The organism is Halorubrum sp. SD626R (assembly GCF_001261915.1).
Lineage (GTDB): Archaea > Halobacteriota > Halobacteria > Halobacteriales > Haloferacaceae > Halorubrum.
This window is the reverse complement of the sequence record NZ_CVRT01000117.1, coordinates 1-18,392: the sequence shown is the minus strand read 5'-3', so window position 1 is coordinate 18,392 and position 18,392 is coordinate 1. Positions and strand designations below refer to the sequence as shown.

The 18,392-nt window shown below is 71.3% G+C and carries 22 protein-coding genes and 1 pseudogene; 11 read left to right on the top strand and 12 right to left on the bottom strand.

Going from position 1 to position 18,392, the window contains the following annotated elements; all coding sequences use genetic code 11:
- The first annotated feature begins 2 nt into the window (after positions 1 to 2).
- The gene (locus SD626R_RS12045; protein ID WP_092566594.1) at positions 3 to 635 is read left to right on the top strand and encodes a protein sorting system archaetidylserine decarboxylase; all 633 of its coding nucleotides are present in this window, start codon (positions 3 to 5) and stop codon (positions 633 to 635) included.
- Positions 636 to 660: 25 nt separating this feature from the next.
- On the opposite strand, the gene SD626R_RS12040 is transcribed toward SD626R_RS12045, so the two are convergent.
- On the bottom strand, positions 661 to 1,410 hold the full coding sequence (locus SD626R_RS12040; protein WP_092566593.1) for a pirin family protein: 750 nt from the start codon (positions 1,408 to 1,410) through the stop codon (positions 661 to 663).
- Between the two features lie 202 nt (positions 1,411 to 1,612).
- Between SD626R_RS12040 and sod the strand changes: the two genes are divergently transcribed.
- On the top strand, positions 1,613 to 2,212 hold the full coding sequence (gene sod, locus SD626R_RS12035; protein WP_092566687.1) for a superoxide dismutase: 600 nt from the start codon (positions 1,613 to 1,615) through the stop codon (positions 2,210 to 2,212).
- Between the two features lie 110 nt (positions 2,213 to 2,322).
- Here the strand turns inward: sod and SD626R_RS12030 are convergent, their stop codons facing one another.
- The gene (locus tag SD626R_RS12030) at positions 2,323 to 3,300 is read right to left on the bottom strand and encodes an ArsR/SmtB family transcription factor (protein WP_092566592.1); all 978 of its coding nucleotides are present in this window, start codon (positions 3,298 to 3,300) and stop codon (positions 2,323 to 2,325) included.
- 127 nt (positions 3,301 to 3,427) lie between these two features.
- Between SD626R_RS12030 and SD626R_RS12025 the strand changes: the two genes are divergently transcribed.
- The 3 genes from SD626R_RS12025 to SD626R_RS12015 are packed head-to-tail and all read left to right on the top strand — an operon-like array spanning position 3,428 to position 5,864.
- On the top strand, positions 3,428 to 4,105 hold the full coding sequence (locus SD626R_RS12025) for an HVO_2922 family protein (RefSeq protein ID WP_092566591.1): 678 nt from the start codon (positions 3,428 to 3,430) through the stop codon (positions 4,103 to 4,105).
- A gap of 7 nt (positions 4,106 to 4,112) precedes the next feature.
- On the top strand, positions 4,113 to 4,610 hold the full coding sequence (locus tag SD626R_RS12020; RefSeq protein WP_158298339.1) for a DUF5518 domain-containing protein: 498 nt from the start codon (positions 4,113 to 4,115) through the stop codon (positions 4,608 to 4,610).
- 54 nt (positions 4,611 to 4,664) lie between these two features.
- Positions 4,665 to 5,864: a DNA primase gene (locus SD626R_RS12015; protein ID WP_092566590.1), complete on the top strand. Its 1,200-nt coding sequence runs from the start codon at positions 4,665 to 4,667 to the stop codon at positions 5,862 to 5,864.
- Between the two features lie 12 nt (positions 5,865 to 5,876).
- Here SD626R_RS12015 and SD626R_RS12010 read toward each other — a convergent pair whose 3' ends face one another.
- Complete coding sequence (locus SD626R_RS12010; RefSeq protein WP_092566589.1) at positions 5,877 to 6,092, bottom strand: DUF7472 family protein; 216 nt, start codon at positions 6,090 to 6,092, stop codon at positions 5,877 to 5,879.
- 170 nt (positions 6,093 to 6,262) lie between these two features.
- Between SD626R_RS12010 and SD626R_RS12005 the strand changes: the two genes are divergently transcribed.
- Positions 6,263 to 6,931, top strand: a complete 669-nt coding sequence (locus tag SD626R_RS12005) for an SWIM zinc finger family protein (RefSeq protein ID WP_241996641.1) — start codon at positions 6,263 to 6,265, stop codon at positions 6,929 to 6,931.
- On the opposite strand, the gene SD626R_RS12000 is transcribed toward SD626R_RS12005, so the two are convergent.
- Positions 6,912 to 7,103 (bottom strand): hypothetical protein, encoded by a 192-nt coding sequence (locus SD626R_RS12000; protein WP_092566588.1) that lies wholly within the window; start codon positions 7,101 to 7,103, stop codon positions 6,912 to 6,914. The genes SD626R_RS12005 and SD626R_RS12000 overlap by 20 nt on opposite strands.
- Positions 7,104 to 7,259: 156 nt before the next feature.
- On the opposite strand from SD626R_RS12000, the gene SD626R_RS11995 reads away from it, so the two are divergent.
- Positions 7,260 to 7,832, top strand: coding sequence for a response regulator (locus SD626R_RS11995; protein WP_092566685.1), 573 nt, complete (start codon positions 7,260 to 7,262; stop codon positions 7,830 to 7,832).
- Positions 7,833 to 7,868: 36 nt separating this feature from the next.
- Here the strand turns inward: SD626R_RS11995 and SD626R_RS11990 are convergent, their stop codons facing one another.
- From SD626R_RS11990 to SD626R_RS11975, 4 genes are all read right to left on the bottom strand, one after another.
- Positions 7,869 to 8,837: a PAS domain-containing sensor histidine kinase gene (locus SD626R_RS11990; protein ID WP_092566587.1), complete on the bottom strand. Its 969-nt coding sequence runs from the start codon at positions 8,835 to 8,837 to the stop codon at positions 7,869 to 7,871.
- A gap of 174 nt (positions 8,838 to 9,011) precedes the next feature.
- Positions 9,012 to 9,206 (bottom strand): hypothetical protein, encoded by a 195-nt coding sequence (locus SD626R_RS11985; RefSeq protein WP_092566586.1) that lies wholly within the window; start codon positions 9,204 to 9,206, stop codon positions 9,012 to 9,014.
- A gap of 123 nt (positions 9,207 to 9,329) precedes the next feature.
- Positions 9,330 to 9,674, bottom strand: a complete 345-nt coding sequence (locus tag SD626R_RS11980) for a winged helix-turn-helix domain-containing protein (protein ID WP_092566585.1) — start codon at positions 9,672 to 9,674, stop codon at positions 9,330 to 9,332.
- 158 nt (positions 9,675 to 9,832) lie between these two features.
- Complete coding sequence (locus SD626R_RS11975; RefSeq protein ID WP_092566584.1) at positions 9,833 to 11,371, bottom strand: bacterio-opsin activator domain-containing protein; 1,539 nt, start codon at positions 11,369 to 11,371, stop codon at positions 9,833 to 9,835.
- Between the two features lie 219 nt (positions 11,372 to 11,590).
- On the opposite strand from SD626R_RS11975, the gene SD626R_RS11970 reads away from it, so the two are divergent.
- Both SD626R_RS11970 and SD626R_RS11965 read left to right on the top strand, forming a co-directional pair.
- Positions 11,591 to 12,733: a hypothetical protein gene (locus SD626R_RS11970; RefSeq protein ID WP_092566583.1), complete on the top strand. Its 1,143-nt coding sequence runs from the start codon at positions 11,591 to 11,593 to the stop codon at positions 12,731 to 12,733.
- A 431-nt stretch (positions 12,734 to 13,164) separates the two neighbouring features.
- Complete coding sequence (locus SD626R_RS11965) at positions 13,165 to 13,734, top strand: hypothetical protein (RefSeq protein ID WP_092566582.1); 570 nt, start codon at positions 13,165 to 13,167, stop codon at positions 13,732 to 13,734.
- Positions 13,735 to 13,809: 75 nt separating this feature from the next.
- On the opposite strand, the gene SD626R_RS11960 is transcribed toward SD626R_RS11965, so the two are convergent.
- Together SD626R_RS11960 and SD626R_RS11955 are read right to left on the bottom strand one after the other, a co-directional pair.
- The gene (locus SD626R_RS11960; protein WP_092566581.1) at positions 13,810 to 14,304 is read right to left on the bottom strand and encodes a hypothetical protein; all 495 of its coding nucleotides are present in this window, start codon (positions 14,302 to 14,304) and stop codon (positions 13,810 to 13,812) included.
- Between the two features lie 92 nt (positions 14,305 to 14,396).
- Positions 14,397 to 16,088, bottom strand: coding sequence for a sensor histidine kinase (locus SD626R_RS11955; RefSeq protein WP_092566580.1), 1,692 nt, complete (start codon positions 16,086 to 16,088; stop codon positions 14,397 to 14,399).
- 395 nt (positions 16,089 to 16,483) lie between these two features.
- Here SD626R_RS11955 and SD626R_RS11950 point away from each other — a divergent pair, with 395 nt between their 5' ends.
- Positions 16,484 to 16,954 carry a hypothetical protein gene (locus SD626R_RS11950; RefSeq protein ID WP_137782531.1) on the top strand — a complete coding sequence of 157 codons (471 nt, stop codon included), beginning with the start codon at positions 16,484 to 16,486 and terminating at the stop codon, positions 16,952 to 16,954.
- 70 nt (positions 16,955 to 17,024) lie between these two features.
- On the top strand, positions 17,025 to 17,294 hold the full coding sequence (locus SD626R_RS11945; RefSeq protein ID WP_092566578.1) for a hypothetical protein: 270 nt from the start codon (positions 17,025 to 17,027) through the stop codon (positions 17,292 to 17,294).
- A gap of 128 nt (positions 17,295 to 17,422) precedes the next feature.
- On the opposite strand, the gene rpl12p is transcribed toward SD626R_RS11945, so the two are convergent.
- Together rpl12p and SD626R_RS11935 are read right to left on the bottom strand one after the other, a co-directional pair.
- Positions 17,423 to 17,767 carry a 50S ribosomal protein P1 gene (rpl12p, locus tag SD626R_RS11940; protein WP_092566577.1) on the bottom strand — a complete coding sequence of 115 codons (345 nt, stop codon included), beginning with the start codon at positions 17,765 to 17,767 and terminating at the stop codon, positions 17,423 to 17,425.
- Between the two features lie 18 nt (positions 17,768 to 17,785).
- Positions 17,786 to 18,392, bottom strand: a pseudogene (locus SD626R_RS11935) (50S ribosomal protein L10); the annotation flags it as partial.

Genomic DNA, 18,392 nt, shown 5'->3' with positions numbered 1-18,392 from the left:
CGATGGCGCGGAGCCCGCCGCTCGCGCGCGTCCTCCCGTTCCCCGTCGTCGACGAGGCGTGGCGGCTCGCGCTCGTCCCCGCCCTCGTCGGGGCCGCGACGCTCCCCCTCCTCCCGCCGGTCGGCGCCGTCTTGGTCGTGCTCGCGTTCGGCGTCCTCTGGTTCCACCGCGACCCCGACCGGGAGCCGCCGGACGCGGAGGGGATCGTCGTCGCGCCCGCCGACGGCACCGTCTCGGTCGTGCGCGAGGAGGGGGACCGCCTGCGGGTGGGCGTGTTCATGAACGTCACCGACGTGCACGTGAACCGCGCGCCGATCGCCGGCGAGGTCCGCGAGGTGCGCCACCGCCCCGGCGCGAACCGGCCCGCGTTCAGCAAGGAGTCCGACCGCAACGAGCAGGTCGCGATCGACTTCGGCGAGTACGAACTGCTGGTCATCGCCGGCTGGTTCGCCCGGCGGATCCACCCGGCCGTGGAGGCCGGCGACGCCGTCGACCGCGGCGAGCGCGTCGGCCACGTCTCCTTCGGCTCCCGCGCCGACGTGGTCCTCCCCGCCGACGTCGACGAGGACGACCTCCTCGTGCGCGAGGGCGACGCCGTCCGCGCGGGCGAGACGATCGTCGCCGAGCGGGAGTGAGCCGCGCTCCCGAAGGGGGGGCTCCCTACAGGACGAACGGCCCCTGCTGCCGGATCGGCTCGCCGTGCGGCCAGCCCGCGACGGCGACGAGCCGGAGGTCGCCGTCGGTCGCGACCGCGAACTCGCCGCCCTCGCGGGTCGTGAAGACGTCGCCCTCGTCGAACGCGTCGCCCTCGACGGAGCCGCTCCCCGCGACCGCGTAGAGGAAGCCGGCCCACCCCTCGGGCACCGTCCACGTCCACGCGTCTTCGACGCGGACGTCGAGGTACTCCATCTGTGTCCGGAGCTCGATCGGCGATCCCTCGCCGACGACCGTCGTGACGGTCGCGCCGTCGGTCTCTCGCGTGGGGAGCTCGTCCGCGCTCGCGTCGACGTAGTCCGGGTCGGCCTCCTTCTCCTCGCGCGGGAGGTTCACCCACAGCTGAAGCCCGTTACAGGCCTCGCCGTCGGCGGGGAACTCGGAGTGGCGGATGCCGCTCCCGGTCGTGATCCGCATCGCCTCGTCCTCGCGGGCGGTGTGTTCGACGCCGAGCGAGTCGGCGTGCTCCATGCCGCCCTCGATCATGTACGAGACGATCTCGAACCCCTTGTGCGGGTGCATCGGGAACCCGTCGTCCGGGTCGATGTAGAACCGCTCGAACAGCACGAACGGGTCGAGGTTCGCCGGGTGACCCTCAGTGGGAAACGCGCGGTTCGAGTTCACGCCCGTCCCGTGACGGACTCGCTCGCCGGAGAGGACGCCGTCGCCGCCGTCGGTCGTCGCGTCGGTCTTCATATGCTATCTGATTGGTCCGGGACTGATAAGCGTCTCGTCGGCGGTAGCCAAGAAGTACCATTTTTCTGGTGAGAAAACACTCAAAACCGGTTCAAACCGACTTTGGGCACCTAATACCTAATAGTAGAATAGCACGTATTCTTACTAAAACGCGCTACAGAGAACGTTCATGTGTTCGGCCGGCGTATCACTGGTCGTCGACATGAGCTACGAACTCGATCCGCTACCGTACGATTACGACTCGCTGGAACCGCACATCTCCGAGCAGGTGCTCGAATGGCATCACGACACCCACCATCAGGGGTACGTCAACGGCTGGAACTCGGCCGAAGAGACGCTCGAAGAGAACCGTGAGTCCCACGACTTCTCTTCGTCTGCCGGGGCCATCCGCAACGTGACCCACAACTCCTCGGGGCACATCCTCCACGACCTGTTCTGGCAGAACATGTCGCCGGAGGGCGGCGACGAGCCCGAGGGGGCGCTGGCCGACCGCATCGCGGAGGACTTCGGCTCCTACGAGGCCTGGAAGGGCGAGTTCGAGGCCGCCGCCGGCAACGCCTCCGGCTGGGCGCTCCTGGTGTACGACACGTTCTCGAACCAGCTCCGCAACGTCGTGGTCGACAAGCACGACCAGGGCGCGGTCTGGGGCGGTCACCCGATCCTCGCGCTCGACGTCTGGGAACACTCCTACTACCACGACTACGGCCCCGCTCGCGGCGAGTTCGTCGACAACTTCTTCGAAGTCGTCGACTGGGAGGAGCCGTCCACTCGCTACGAGCAGGCCGTCGAGCTGTTCGAGTAACGGGTTATCCGAACGCGCTCGACCTCCCCCGGTATTCTACTGTGGACCCGCCGAACGCGGCGGGCGTTTCTCCTCGCCAGCGGCGAGGACGCGTATCGGAGCCCGCTGGCCTACTCGACGAGCGTCGTCTCGATCACGGCGCAGGTCTCGTCAAGCAGGACGCGGAGCTCGTCGCCCGCGCACGGGAGCGTCACCCGGACCCGGAGCGGGTCCTCGGAGACGACCGCCGTCAGCCGGTCGCTCACGCACCAGTCGAACTGCCAGAACGGGGCGGTGTTGAGGTCGACGCCGCGGTCCGAGTGGAAGACGAGCGTCTCGGCGTGGTCGAGGAGCGTGACGCCGACCGTCGACCGCAGTCGGTAGCTGCACCGCCGACAGACGTGTTCGACGGCGACGTCGAGGTCCTCGTCGGCCGGGTCGCGCACGAGCGTCGTGTCGATCGATCCCGTGCACTCGGGGCAGACGCCGTCGGCGGCCAGGCAGTAGTGGTGGCGGACGTAGTGGTGGAACGCCTGCAGCAGCTCGTCGGTGGTCCGGTCGTCGAGTCCGCCCGAGGGGAACGGGTAGCTCACCTGGACGGTCCCGCAGTCGGCACAGCCCACGGTGAGCTCGTCGTCGACGTACCAGCCGTGGAGGTCGCCGCCGCAGTCGTAACAGGCGCCGTCCGCGGGGAAGAAGCCGAGCTGCGCGCGCTCGGTGAGGCTCCCGGTGAAGATGGCGCTGACGACCTTTCGCCCCGGCGAGCGGAACTCGTACCCCTCGTCGCTCCGCCTGACGAAGTGGCCGGTGAGCTGCCGGAGGTGGTAGCTGAAGTTCGCGCTGTCGTCGACGTCGACGCGGTCGAACAGGTCGGTGAAGCTCACGGGCGCCTCGTCGGCGCCGCACTCCAAGAGCGCCCGGAGGATCGCGACGCGGGTGTCGTTGCCGAGCGTCGCGAACACCTCGGCGGGGAGCACGCGCGACTCGGTGCGGGGGGTCGCCGGGCCGTCGCGGTCGGCCTCGGGCTCCCCGGCCGCGACCGACCCGTCGCCGTCGGCCTCCCGGTCGCCGCCCGCGTCCGTCCCGGCGCTGCGGTCGAACTGACTCACGCCTCGACTATGCGCCGGGAGCAGCTAAAGGGTATCGGGGTCGTCTCCGTCGGGGAGCCGGAGGCCGACCCCGACGGGAGGTCGGCGGCCATAGCGTTTTGTGTGCCGCCCGTGAGGTGAGACGTGTATGTCCGAAGAAACGATCCACGAGTCGAAGGGGTCGCGGAGTCGACAGGCGCTGGCTACCTACTTCCGCCGCATCGCGCGGGCGCTCGGCCGCGGGGAGCCGGTCCCGGTCGACGACGCCGGGACGGTGACGGTCGACCCCGCCGCCGAGTCCGAGGTCGAGGTCGAGCTGGATCGCGAGGACGGCACCGTCCACTTCGAGGTGGAGGTCGAGTTCGACGAGGAAGAGGGCGCGGTCGACGTCGACGCCGCCGCGAGTAAGGCGGAATTCGAGCTGTACGCCGACAACGCCGGCCAGTGGCGCTGGCGGCTCGTCCACGACAACGGGAACATCATCGCCGACGGCGGCGAGGGGTATTCGGACAAGCGCGACGCGCGGTCGGGGATCGAGAGCGTCCAGCGGAACGCGCCCGGGGCCCACGTGGTCGACGAGAGCCGCGACGAGGAGCCGCCCGAGGAGGGCGGGAGCAGCGCGACGTTCGAGCTGTTCCGGGACAAGGCCGACGAGCACCGCTGGCGGCTCCGCCACGAGAACGGCAACGTCATCGCCGACGGCGGACAGGGGTACGCCTCCAAACAGAAGGCGAAGCAGGGGCTCAACAGCGTGAAGTCGAACGCGCCGGGCGCGCCCGTCGAGGAGCTCGACGGCGACGGCCCGGCCGAGGACGACGAGGAGTGAGCCGGCCGTGGTCCCCGACGATTCCTCCACCGGCGACGCGCGAGGAGAGCCCGCCGCCGGCGACGCGCGGCGCCGAGACGCCTCGGACCGTCGCGTCGACGACGACCGATACGATCCGGACTCCGCGCCGAGCGGGCTCCTCTCGCCCGGCGACGACGCGCCGGCGGACCTGAGCGATATCGTTCTCTACGGGCTGGCGGGCGGTGTCGCCGGCTCGGTGCTGTCGTTCGTCCCCTTCGCCACCGTGCTCGGCGGCGCGCTCGCCGGCTATCTCTGCGGCGGCACGTCGGCCGACGCGCTCAAGACGGGGGGCGTCGCCGGGGCCGTGATGACGCTCCCGTTCCTCGTCGTCGTCGCCTTCTTCCTCTTCCTGCTCGGGTTCGCCGGGGCACCGGCGGAGTTCGGGGCGCTGGCGCTGTTCGCCGTCGGACTCGGCGCCGCCTACACCCTCGGCTCGGGCGTGATCGGCGGCCTCCTCGGGCACTACCTCCGGGGGGAGCTGTAGCGCGGCCGCGGACCGCACCGCTTATTCGACGCCCGTCGCTACCTCGGGTCGGACATGGACGCGCTCGACGCAAAGTACCCGTTCTTCGCGGCCGCCCGCGAGGCCGTCGCCGACGCCGCGGTGTCGCTCCCGGAGCTCGTCGCGGCCGACGCGCCCGCCGTCGAGCGGGGCCGCGAGCGCGTCGAGCGCGCGCTCATGGACGGGACGGTCGAGTCCGAGAGCGGGGCGTTCCCCGGGGAGTCCGACTACGACGTGCAGGCGGAGCTGCTCTCGTACCCGATCGCGCGGATCCTCGTCTCGCTACTGGACTCCGAGCCCGCCATCGAGAAGTACGCCGCCGCGGAGGCCGCGACCGCCGTCGACCGGATCCGCGAGGACCTCGCGACCGACGACGAGCTGCGCTCGGTGTCGACGCCGACCGTCGCCCTCGACGACGTGCTCGCCGAGTTCGACCTCGCCGACGCCGTGCGCCCGGAGTCCGCCCGATCGGGTTCGGGGACCGGAAGCGGATCCCCCGGTCGCGACCCCGCACACTACCGGATCGACGTCGGACCGTACCTCCGGCTCACGTCGCCGTCGTGGGGGGAGTCGTGGCGGCTCGTCAACCGCGCGCTCGCCGACGGGGCGGTCCGCGTCTCCCGCGAGGAGCTGCTGGACGCGCTGGAGGCCGCGGTCGAGGAGCGGGTGCGCGAGGGGCTCCCGTTCGAACTGGCGGCCGGGGAGGGGATCGCCGCGGAACTGGAGGAGGGCGTCGCCGACCTGAAGCGCCTGCTCTCCGACCGGAGCTACGCGGGGCCGGTCGACGTCGTCGCTCCCGAACTGTTCCCGCCCTGCATGACGAACCTGATCGGGAAGGCCGATCGCGACGCCGACCTCTCGCCGCCGGAGTCGTTCGCGCTGATGGCCTTTCTCGTCGGGATCGGAATGACGCCGGACGAGGTGGTCGCGTTCTGCGCCGACACCAGCCTCGACGCGGAGGGGATCCGCTACCAGACGGAGTACCTGCAGGACGACCGCGGCACGCAGTACCCGCCGCCGACCTGCGAGACGCTGGCGAACTACGGGATCTGCCACAACGAGGAGGACCACATGCAGGTCGCGGCCGACCCGCTCGCGTACTACGAGAAGCGGGTCGCGGCCGCCGACGAGATCGCCGACTGGCGGGACCGCGAGGGCGGTGGAGACGAGGTCGAGGAGGAAGCGGACGGGGCCGCGGAGACGAGCGAGACCGCGACCACGGACGAGGCGGAGTGACCGAGCCGCCGGCTACGCCTCATCGTTCGCGCGGATGAGATACGCGCCGACGAGCGCCATCAACAGGACGAACCCGGCAAGTAGCCCGACCAGCGCGATCGCGCCGGCCTCCGGAAGCTCGGACGACCCGCCGAAGGTGACCCCGATCCCGACCAGCCCGACGATGAAAACGGCGGCCGCCGCCAGGGAGACCGTGATCTGCCGACGAAGCTCCGCGTCGATTTCCATGCCCGCGATTTTCCGTCGCCGCTAAAAAAGGACTTCGATGAGGGCGGCCGGGGGTCGGTGGCTCCCGTGATCGAACCCCGAATACGTGACGCTCGACCCCTTTCGGCGGCGAATTTAACCGTTCACGGGACCTATTCGCCGCGAAGCGAGGCCTCGCCTCGCGGTCACCCATGACGCACCCCGAAACGCCACCCGCGTCAACAGCCGTCGAATCGGACGGCGACATCGATCCACACGCCGACGCAGGGAGCGACGCCGACACCGGAAATCGCGCCGACACCGACGATCGCTCGACGCGCGCCGCCGCGGAGGAGATGACGGTTCGTCCCCTCCGCGACCGGCGGTACGTCGTCGAGACGGACGGCGGCACCTACGTCGTCGCGCTCGACGCCGGCACCTGCACCTGTCCCGACCACGCGATCCGCGGCCTCCGGTGTAAGCACCTCCGGCGCGTCGCCATGGAGGTGACCGCCGGGTCGGTCCCGGCCCCGGACGAGCGCGTCGGCGCCTGCGCGGTCTGTGGCGCTGAGACGTTCGTCCCGCTCGACGACCCGGGGTCGCACCTCTGTGACCGGCACGCGTTCGAGCCGGGCGAGGTCGTCCGCGACCGCGAGAGCGACGAGCGGCTCGTCGTCGTCGCGGTCACGACCGAGCGGGCCGACGCCTACCGGACCGGGGAGGACCGGACCGTCGACGGATACGCGACGAACGCCGCGTACGGCGCCCACGAGCCCGTCGTCGAGGCCGTGTACGCCGACGCGGTCCGGCCGGGGCGCGGCGTGGGCGACTGCGAGCGGTACGCCTTCCCGGCCTCGCGGCTCACCCGGCGAGGTGACTGATGTCGCGCCGCAGCGTGTACCCCTGCGGGACGCCGACGGCGCCGAGACACGCCTCGCACAGCACCCGCTCGTAGTCGCGGTTCGTCTCCTTTTCGAGCAGCGAGGCGTCCCCGATGGGGAGCACCGACTCGCAGCGGTCGCACTCGATCTTGTCGCCGTCGACGATTCGCATGCCGACACCGGGGAGACCGCGGAACTTAAGTCTCCGTTTCGCGGTCATTCGGACCGACCGTCGCTCGGGACCGTCGCCCGGACGCGTGCGCGTCGCCGTGCGGAAGCCGCGGGTATTAACGGCTGCGGCCGGTAACGCCCCGACGTGACGGCCGATATGTACGTGGACCGGCCGCGGGTGCTGCTCGTCGACGACGAGAAGGAGGTCGCCGACGCGTACGCCCTCCGGATAGAGGCTGTCGCGGACGTGACGGTGACGTACGGCGGCGCCGAGGCGCTGTCGGCGGTCGACGAGTCCGAACCGCCGGACGTCGTGCTGTTGGATCGCCACATGCCGGAGCGGTCGGGCGACGAGGTCCTCGAGGAACTGCGAGAGTACGACATGCGAACTCGGATCGTTATGGTGACCGCCATCGATCCGGGGTTGGAGCTCCTCGAACTCCCGTTCGACGACTACCTCTGTAAGCCGGTCGACCGCGAGGACGTCAGGGCCGTCGTCGACCAGCAGTGCCAGGTGCTCGCGTACGAGCTCCTGGGCCAGTACTTCGGGATCGAGTCGAAGCGGGCGGTCATCGCGGCGGAGCTGCCGCCGGAGCGGCTCGAAGAGCACGAGCGGTTCGCCGCGCTCGACGAGCGGGCCGCCGAGTTGCGCGATCGGATCTGCCGGCTCCTCCCGGACGCCGACGAGCTGTTGAGCGCGTTCTCCGGCATCGAGCGGGAGGCCTACTAGCCGGGTCGCCCGACGCGCCCCGGCTCGGTGCCCGAGTCAGAGGCCGATCTCGAACCGAGCCCCGCCGCCGTCGGCCGTCGCGAGCGTCACGTCCCAGCCGTGGGCGTCGGCGATCCGCTCGACGATCGCGAGTCCGAGTCCGGTTCCGTCGGGGCGCGTGGAGAATCCCGGATCGAAGACGAGCCCGCGCTTCGCCGGCGGGACGCCCGGTCCGTCGTCGGCGACGTAGAACCCGCTCTCGAACGGGCCAACGGCGACGACCGTCCGCTCCCCGTCGTCGGGGGCGCCGTGCTCGACGCTGTTCCGGAACAGGTTCTCGAACAGCCGCCGGAGCCGGTCGGGATCCGCGGTGACGGTCGGGAGCGACTCGGAGACCGTGAGCTCGGCCCGGTCGGCGTCGATCGACCGCCAGGCGTCCCTCGCGGCGGTCTCGACCGCCACCTCCTCCGACGGCCGAGCGACGGGGTCGTCGCGCGTCAGCGTCAGCACGTCGCGGACGATCCGTTCCATCCGGTCGTGCGCCGCAGCGACGGAGTCGAAGTGCTCGGGGTCGCCGGTCTCTCGGGCCGCTCGGAGGTGCGCCTTCGCGACGTCCAACGGGTTCCGCAGGTCGTGACTGAGCACGCTGCTGACCTGATCGACGCCCGGAGCGTCGCGTTCGTCGGGGCACTCGCTGAGGTCGGAGAACGTGAGGAACCCGGCGTCCCCGTCCGACGGGATCACCCGGACGAAGAACGGACCGGGAGCCCCGTGTCCGTCGAGACGGATCCCGACCCGGTCGCCCCGAACGACGTGCGCCATCGGACTCCGGTCGCCGGTCGTCTCGCACTCGTCGAACCGGTCGAACACCGTCGAGACGCGCAGTTCGGGCGACGGTTCGTCGAATCGCCGTCGGAACGCGTCGTTCGCGGCGGTCACGCGAGCGTCGTCGTCCGCAATCGCGTACGCGATCGCGGGATCCGGGAACGCGGTCAGCGGGATGGCCGCGCGACGATCGTCGCTCATCGGTCACCCCGGCGCCGCTCGGAGACGGCCGAGCGGCTCGGTCTCCGGGGCTCGCGGCGACGGCGGTCGACCGAGTCGCCGGTTCCGATACATACCGTCGTCATCTCCCGGGCGTGTGTTTAACGCTGCGTTTCGATTCCGGCTCGGAAACACCGCGTCGCGGACGGGAGCCCGCTACGCGTTCCGGGCCGCCCGTTTCAGTATCTGCGGCGTGACGAGGAGGTCGACGGCTCCGACGGCCAGCATCGCTAATCGAACCGTTTGGTCCTCGACGACGAGGAAGGCGATGGCCACGATGACGGCGGTCGTCATGCCGGGCACTCCCCAGCGGAAGAGCGGGTTACGGAACAGGTTTGCCGATTGCGCCATGTGACAGCGTTCGAACGCGGGCACATATCGGTCCCGGCGTGTTTCTCGCCCGGAGTCAGTGCCGGTCGGATGCGCGACGCGACCCCCGCGTTTCCGCGACCACAGAGGGGGACCGCTCCGGCGTCAGTCGTCGACGCTGACCGCGGCTTCGATGTCGCCGCCGTCCAACGACACCGACAGGTGTCGGGCGCGGGCGGTGAACTGCTCGCGGTGGTGGCCGTCGGACGCGAACTGGTACTCGCTCGTGACCAGTCCGGCGTCCCGGAGCTCGTTGAGCCGCCGGTAGGCCGTGGCCCGGGAGACGTCGGCCGCCTGGGCCACGGCGCGGCCGCCGCGGGGTCGCTCCGAGACGGCCTCGAACACCCGCCGCGTGTACTCGTCGCCGAACAGGTCGAGTAGCTCCGCGGCCGACAGCTGACCGGCCGGGTCCTCCGTACGCTCGTGACGCGACTGCTGTCGCACTGCCATGGGGATCCCACTCGGCGGAACGCCCTTGGGAGGGGATGCTCAGTATGCAGAGTCGCCCGCGAATGCGTATCTAACTATGCAGACTCCCGCCGGCGCGACGCGGCGTCGGCGCGTCGATGTAGACGCCGCCGCGGGAGAGCGGTCGGGAGCGAGGAGCGCTACGACCCGCTCTCGTCGCGCTCGTCGTAGAACGCCGCCAGCAGCTTCCGCTGGCTCGCGCGCAGGTGATGGAGCAGGGTCGACCCGGTGATCCCGAGCGACGCCGCGACCTCCTCGGCGGTGCTCCCCCGCGGCGACGTGAAGTAGTCCGCGAGGTACGCGGTCCGGAGGGCCGTCGCCTGCCGGTCGGTGAGCCGCTCGTCGAGCTCGTTCCGGAACTCCCGCGTCGTCGTCGGCGACCGGGTGCTGTCCCGCCGCGCGAGAACGGGGGCGGGCCCGTCACCGCCGAGCACGCCCGCGAGCCGGCGGACGCTGGCGTCCGGGGACAGCTCGACGACGAGCCGACCGTCGCCGGCGTCGAACGTCGCCGTCCGGACCGTCGCGCCGCGGTCGACCGCCGAGACGAGCGGGACCGCCTCGCCGAGCGTCACCTGGACCCGGCCGTGTTCCGCGTCCGTCCGTCGGACGATCCGACCGTCTCGGGCGGCCTCCACGCCTTCGACGGCCTCGACGACGGCCTCCGGGTCGGCCCCGGACACCGTCAGGAAGCACGTCAGGCCGGCGTCGTCCGCGGTCACGGTCCCGTCCAGCGCGAGCGCCGCGTCGCAGCGTTCGCTCAGCCGCACCAGCGGCGAGCTCGCGTCGAGCTCGAACGTGACCTCGGTGATCGTGTCGGAAGCGAGGAGCTTCCGGTTCTGCGTGGCGTTGACCGCGTATCCGGCCAGCTCGCCGAGCGTCTCGAAGCTCGACTGCACGTGGTCGCTGAACGCCGCCTCGGTCCCCGCGTAGACCCCGACGACGCCGTAGACGCTGGCGCCGTACACCAGCGGGAGCGCGAACACCGACTGGACCCCGTCGGCGAACCCGGCGGCGCGCAGCGCCTCCGGCACCGACGCGTCCTCGCTCAGCGACCGAACGAGCTCCGGTCGCCGCTCCTCGACGGCCCGCCGTTCCGGGATCGCGTCCCCCGCCTCGATCGCGTCGCGGACGGCCGGGAACGTCTCGCCGCGCTCACCCGCGACGCCGCTGACGACCAGATCGTCGGTGTCGACGACGTACTCGCCGGTCCACGCGAACCGGTACTGGTCGGAGGTTCCGAGCCGGTTCCGGATCGTCTCCGCGATCGCCTCCTGCGACGTGGCGCCGACGAGCCCTTCGAGCACGTCGGCGATCAGGGCGTCGAGCATCTCCGCCCGTTCGACCTCCGCGCGGAGCCGTTCGACCGTCCGCTCGCGGTCCTTCTCCGCAGTGACGTCGCGCACGTAGACGGTCGCGGCGTCGTCGCCGGGGACGACGGACACCGACAGCCACCGGTCGATCGACGGGTAGTACTCCTCGAACGAGACGTCCGACGCCGACGGGCCGTCGAACGCCCGCGGGAGCGACCGCTCGACCGACCGGGGGAACGCGTCGGCGATCGGCTCGCCGTCCGGGGGGTCGGCCGCGAGGACCTCGGCCGCGGGCTCGTTGCACGCGCGCACGGTCCCGTCTCGGACGGTGATAACGCCGATCGGCGCCTCCTCAAGTCGGTGATCCATCGTCGTTCACGGGGCCTCGCTCGCCGCGGGGTGTTCCATCGGGTATCAATTGAAGCCTCGTCCGATTTAACCCCTGTCCACGATCGGACGGCGTCTCGGCGTTCCGGCGAGCGGAACGGCACCGAGAGAGCGGACCGGGCCTCACGGGGGACGCAGTTACGGGGAGCGGTCGCGAGAGCCGCCAGTAGTATTATTAGCTGCCGCGGGTCAGGTAGGGTGATGCCCTCCAAGCGAGCGTTCGCGAAGCGTTTAGCCGCGCTTGCGGCGACCGGACTCGGAACGAGCGGAGCGATCGACGACCTCACCGCCGAGGCTACGCCAGACCCCGCGCTCGCGGCGGCGGCAGGCGCCGACGGACCCCCGCCGAACGGGGACGAGAGCGGGAGCGGTGCGGAGTCGAACGAGCCGCGCTCGGCGGTCGCCGCCGGGACCTACGACCCCGCCGCGACGGCGTCGGTCGACGTCGATACCGTCGCGACCGCCCGGATGGATCCGTCGGTGCTGACGGCGACCGGCCTGCCGAGCGGAATCGGAGCGCGCGTCCGCCGGCTCCTCGGCCGGTACGAGAGCGTCTCGCTCGGCGGCCTTCGGACGGCGGTTGGGAGCGTCGCGCTCACCGCGGACGGACCGGCGGGGTGTGCGGTCGCCGTCGGCGACGTCGGTCCGGACGGACTCGGCGCGGAGCTCGACGCGGACGCCGAGTTCGTTCGCGAGAGCGGCTTCGATTCCGGGTTCGCTCGCTTCAGGTCCGAGCGCGTCGGTCCGGCCGTCGCGGTGGCGCCCGGCGAACTCGTCGTCGCGTGCGGCCCGACCGCCGACAGGGCCGCGGCGCACCGCGACGCCGGAGTCGACGGGCGGGAACGGCGGCGGACGGCGGCGACCGCGAGCTACGGACCGCTCCCGGCGTTGCTCGGCGGCGACGCCGTGCTGTGCGTCGACCTCGGCCCGGAGACCCGCGGTCGCCTGCGGCGCGCGCTCGCGGACGCGCCGGCGGCGCTCCGCGCCGCGGTCGAGGCCTCCGGCGCCGTCGGGGCGTCCCTCCGCGTGACCGACGGAGAGCCCCGGAGCGACGGCGCGGGCCCGACCGCGGACGCGAACCGGACCCGCGACGGCGACGCCGGCGGACGGGGCGTCGAGTTGCGGTACGGCGCGGTCGCGGATCCCCGACGACTCGACGGGGAGACCGCGAGGACGATAGCGCGTGCCGCTCGGGACGGGGACGCCGCCCTCTCGGACGCGACCGTCGCCCGACACGGGCGGGCCGTGACGGTCGACGTCGATGCGGGGACCGATCCGTTCGCGTCGCAGGCGTCCCTGTTCGGGGTTCGCGTCGGGGATCGGATCGAGATACCGGTCGCCTGAGACCGATTCCGTCGGAGACTCCAAGACGGAGCGGGTGCGCTCGTCGCACTGAGCGATCGGTCTCGTGCGGTTATCGCGCAAAGAGACGACGCCGCCGAGCGGAGGGAGGGCCGACGTTTCAGCGGGGGGGATCGATCGGCGAAGCGTCGTGACAGGGGTGAGCGCTTCCGTCCGTGGGGAGGGGAGAGGGGACGTGCTCGGGGTCGGATACTTCTTCGTCGGCCGCCTCCGACCGGCGGCATCCATCCGTTACGCCGAACGCTATGTGAAGGCTGTAACAGCGTTTCGGGCCCCGAAACACGAGGACCGATCCGAGAGAGCGCTCCCGAAGCCGGTAACTCTTCCTCTGGGTTGTCGCGGCCGCCGGGCGCCTCGTTTCCGCCCGTGAGACGCCGGACAAGGGATATACTCGTTACGCGAGACGAGCGTGTGTGACTGACGACACCGCGGAAGGGAGATCCGATCCGGAGGCGGCTCGCGCCGAGTCACGGCCCCCGGAAGGTTCGTACGCGGGTCGGGCCGACGCCTGGCTCTCGTCGAACGGGACCTACGTCGAGGCCGGCGTCGCCGTGACGGCGGTTGTCGCCGGAGCGGTGGCGCTGCCGATCGTCGCCTTCGGCGCGCTCACCGCGATCGGCGGGGAGACGTCGATACTCACCGGCGGGCTGATCGTCGCCGCAATCTGCGTCGGCCTCCTGATCGCCTTGGCGGGCCTCCTGCTCGTTCGCGGCTACCTGGCGGTCCGATACCGGGGAGTACCGTTCGGCGGCGACGACGCCGGCGTTTCGGTGACGCTGTACGGCGCGGCTCGAACCGTGGAGGCGGTCGCCGCCGGAACGTTCCTCGTCGGGCTGGTCGCGTCGCTCGCGTCCGTCGCATCGATCGGGAGGGTCCCGTCGCCGATCCTCCTCGCCGTCGGAGCCGGCGGGGTCGCGACCCCGGCGCTGGTGCTGTTGCGCGCGACGGGCGAGTTCGTGACCGCCGTTTTCGAGCTGATATAGGGGGGCCGAGGGGTCGCCCGGCGCGTGTTGAGGCGACGCGCCGCCATCGCGTCGGAACGGCGCGCTCGCGGTCGGCTAGCCGGTGCCGTTCGGCCGCCCGAGGTCGGAGAACGACTCGCCGACCCGGACGGCGATCGGCTCGCTCTCGTCGCCGGAGCCGACGGAGAGGGCGACCAGCTCGTCTTCGGTGTCGTCGATGGACACCCGTCGGTCAACCCGTGAGACGCCGCCGACCACGGTGTCCGTGAGCTCCATCTCGACCCGATACGCTCCCGGCGTGGTCCAGACGTCCGCGTACGCGACGACGTTGCTCTCGCCGTCCGACTCGGTCGAGGGCACGTCGAACGAGTCGTCGAGGACGGTCTCGCCCGCCGGGTCCGTCACTTCGATCGACCCGCTGACCTCGTGAGTGAGCTGATTGAGAACGTTCACCTCCTCCAAGACTCGGCTGCCGACCGCGTCGAGGACCGTCGAACAGCCGGCGGTGGACGCGAGGACGGCGCTCCCGCCGATCGCGACGGCTCGGCGCCTCGTGACGGCGTCGGGCGTCGAACTCGTGTGCTGACTCATGGCCGGGGGACGTACCGCCGTATCGGCCGAGGCCATCTAAACGTGATCGCACCGTCTCGGGGCGTGAAACGCCGATCGGGAGCCGCCGCGAATCAGTCCCGTCTCGTTTCGAGCGTCTCGGACTGACCCGACTCCGCCGGCGTGTCGCCGGATCGGTGGGCACCGTGGAACCGGACGGTCGCGGTCGTGCCGCGGTCTTCGCGCTCGAACTCGAGTTCGGCGCCGAGCTGGCTGGTCGCCCAGTTGACGAACCAGAGGCCGACGCCGAGCCCGTGCTCGCGCTGCGTCTCGCCCGCGTCGGTCAGGAGGTCGCGTTCCCGGTCCGGGATCCCCGGCCCGTCGTCGCTGACACGCAGCAGCGGCGTTCCGTCGGCGGTCGCGTCGACGATCACCTCGGCCCGGGCGGGATCGTCCGAGTGGACGACCGCGTTCTCGACGAGCTCGGCGACGAGCCGGCGGACGATCGTGCGATGGGAGACGAACCGCACGTCGTCCGGCGCGTCCAGCGAGATGCTGCTCTCCGGATACTCCCGGCGTGCGTCAGTGACGACCTCCCGGGCGACGGCCGCGAGGTCGATCGTCGACGGGGAGTCGCTGCCGTGGGTCATCACCGCTTCGGCCTCCCGGGCCTTCCGGCTCACCGACGCCAGCTCCGCGGCGCTGTCCCGGATCGGCGCCCCGTGGCCCTCGTCTTCGATCCGATCGGCGTGTGCCAGGATCACGTCGAGCTTGTTCCGGACGTTGTGCCTCAGCACGCGGTTGAGGACGGAGAGCCGCTGCTCGCGGGTGCGGCGGTCGGTCACGTCCCGGAGCACGACCGCCCTGGCGACCGGGTCCGCGTCCGGGTCGTCGTCCGAGACGCCGGAGACCGTGACCCGGAACTCCCGGCGTCCCCTCGTCGTTCGGAGCGTGGCGAAGTCGGTCGCGCCCGGCGAGAGCGCGGCGACGCCGATCCCCTCGGCGACCGACGAGATCGGCTCCCCGATCATCGCCCGGCTCGACCGCCCGAAGAGCTCCTCGGCCGCGGCGTTCGCGTCGAGGACGTCCCCGGCCCAGTCGACGACGATCACGGCCTCCTGAAGCGCCTCGACGACGCGGGAGCGGGCGACGTAGTCCGCCTTGGGGAAGACGGTCAACACCGGGTACCGCCGCAGCGAGACGAACAGCAACGCCCCGGAGAGGAGGAGGCCGCCGGTCACGCCGTCCACGACGACGTTGCCGTCGCGCCACGCGCCGACGACGTACGGCGCCGAGACGGCGCCGAGCTGCGCCGCCAACTGGCCCTTCGAGATCCGGTCGTGGTTCCAGCCGTACCTGAGGAAGACGACCGCCGCGTAGACGTAGACGACCGAGAGCTGGAACAGCGCCGTCCCGATGACCGACGCGAGCGACCGCGTGACCGCCTCCGCCGTCGGATCGCCGTCGAACGCGGCGACCGCGCCGACGAACGGGAGCGCGAGGAGCACGAACACCGCGATCCGCGGACGGGAGAGCCCCGTCCCGCGGCCGGCGTACCCGAGCACGTAGACGAGCCAGATCCCCGGGACGAACACCGCCGGCACGAACTGCCCGAGCCCCGCGAGATTCGCGCCCACGGACCACGCGTGCGGGAACTCGGAGATTAGCGACAGGACCGCCCACAGGAGCAGTCCGCCCGACAGCGCGGCGAAGGCGTCCGCGTTCGGCGGCGACCGGTCGCTCGCGACCCGCCACGTCACCCACGCCAACAGCGCGACGGCGACGGCGTCGACGGCCAGCGAGGCGAGGAGCGAGACGGTCACCATGGTCTGGGAAGGCGTCTGAGACCGTTTCGGGAGGGCCGAACCGATCTATGCGATCGGACGCGTCTCGGGGAATAAAAATACAGGTCAAACCCGTCACCGCGCGGCGGACGCCTGACGGGGTACACCTCGGCCGGTGACGGCGGATCAGCGGAACCGGACGACCGATCGAGAGCGGAGGTCACGCGTTCGCTACCGAGGGGTCCGTCGTGAACCCCGCGTCCGTGTTGCGCGTCCCGAGACGCGGACGACGCGTTTCGGCGGGCGAAACGCCGGCGGACGTACTCACTATCGTGGGATAACGGAAAGGCGCCCGTCGCCGACGGGAAACTCTCCGACGCTCGTCTCCCCCTCCGGCCGAAAATTTTTTCTATCAGCACAAGTTTATCTCAGCTGAAATGAGGCACTTGGTAACACAGAGCTTTCGGGGGTACTGCGCGGTCGCGGTGATCGTCGCGGGGTTCACCGGACTGTGGGCGGTCGACGTGATCTCGGTGGCGATCCCCGTCGTGGGGTACGCGTGGTTCGCCGTGGCGGCGATCGGGACGCTCGTCGCGGCCGGGATGGCCGCGCGGCCCGAGGAGGTGATCGAGCCCGACGCGACCGACGACCGGATCGATGAGTTCGAAGAGACGACGGTCACCGGGGCGCCGCTCAACCTCTACGCCGCCGCGCTCGCCGCGTGGGCGTGCGTGTCGTTCGGATGGGTGCTCGGCGGGATGAGCGCGGCCGGACTGACGGTCGTCGGCTACGGCTGGCTCGCGATCGCCGCGTACGGCGCCCTCGTGGCGGCCGGGCTCGTCGCGACGCACAGCGACGAGGTCACGACCGCGGTCGACCCGTCGGACACCCTCGAAACCGACGGCTGAACCGCCCGCGTTCTCTTCGTTGATAACTGACGGGATGCGTTTATTATCGGGCGTCGACGAGTTGAGGGTCATGAGTGTCGAATCGCGGGCGAGCGGGGCGAGCGAGGCGAGCGCGGCGTTCGGCGTCGCCGTCCTCGCGGTGGCCGCCGCCGTGTGGGCGCTCCAGTTCACGCTCGGCGTCTTCGACGGGTGGGGATGGGCGCTGGTCGTCGGGAGCGCGTGGACGGTGCTTGGACTGCTCCTGTTGTTCTCGGATGTGCGGGTGTATCTGGGTGCGCGATCGCCGGCCGAGCGATACCACCGGGGCGGGAGCGAGCGCCGCAGGGTCTCGGACGACTGAGCGCTGAGAGCTCCCCGGCGACCGATCCGTGTCCACGTCGGCGTCGCGACTAAGAGAGCGGCCGCTGTCCGGGCGAAAAACGGTGAAAATCGAACCGACGCGGTCGAGGTCTCGGCGGTCGTCCGGCGTCAGCCGAAGAGCTCGCCGAGACCTTCGCCGCCGTCGCCCTCGTCCTCGTCGTCGTCCGCCTCGTCGGCGGCCTCCTCGGCCTCGTCGGCCTCGTCCTCGTCGTCGTCCGCCTCGTCGGCGGCCGCGGCGTCGGCGGAGCCGCCCGAGGCGGCGCCGGCGGCGGGGGCCGCGGCGGCCGTCTCGATCTCCTCCTCGATGTCGACGTCCTCCAGCGCGGCGACGAGCGCCTTGACGCGGGACTCCTCGACGTCGACGCCGGCGGCTTCCAGCACGCCGGTGACGTTGTCTTCGTTGATCTCTTCGCCAGTCTCGTTCAGGATGAGCGCAGCGTAAACGTATTCCATTGGTGTGTCCTCGTAGTGTTAGCCGAACATCGCACCGAGACCCTCGCCGCCGTCGTCGCCGTCGTCCTCGTCGGCGTCGTCGTCGGTCGTCTCGGCGTCGTCCGCCTCGTCTTCTTCCTCCGCCTGTTCCTCCTCGTCGCCGTCGTCCGTCTCCGGAGCCGGGGCGGCTTCGACGCCCTGCAGCTCCTCGGGGAGCGCCTCCTCGTCGTCGATCTGGGCCGCGAGCGCGCGGAGCTGGGCGTCGGCCTTCCCGACGAGGTCGGGCACGACGTCCGGGCTCTCGATCTCCGCGAACAGCCCGACCGACTTCGCCTCGCCGGACGCCTTCGCGAGAAGGCTGCCGGCGGTGGCGGCCGTCGGGTAGGCGGCGTTGATCGAGAGGTTCCGCGCGGCGGCGGCCGCCGAGCGGACGTCCGCCGCGTACTCGTCGACGTCGATGGCGAGCTCGTCCGGCTCGAACAGGACGCCCTCGGAGTAGACGCCCTTGAGGTCGAGCCCGACCTCCTTCGGCTCGATGCCGAGCTCGGTCAGGACGTTCGCGAGGTCGTCGTCGACGACCTCGCCCTCGCTGAGGACCTTCGAGTCCTCGGTGACCATGATCGAGCCGTCCTGGATGCGCGCGGCC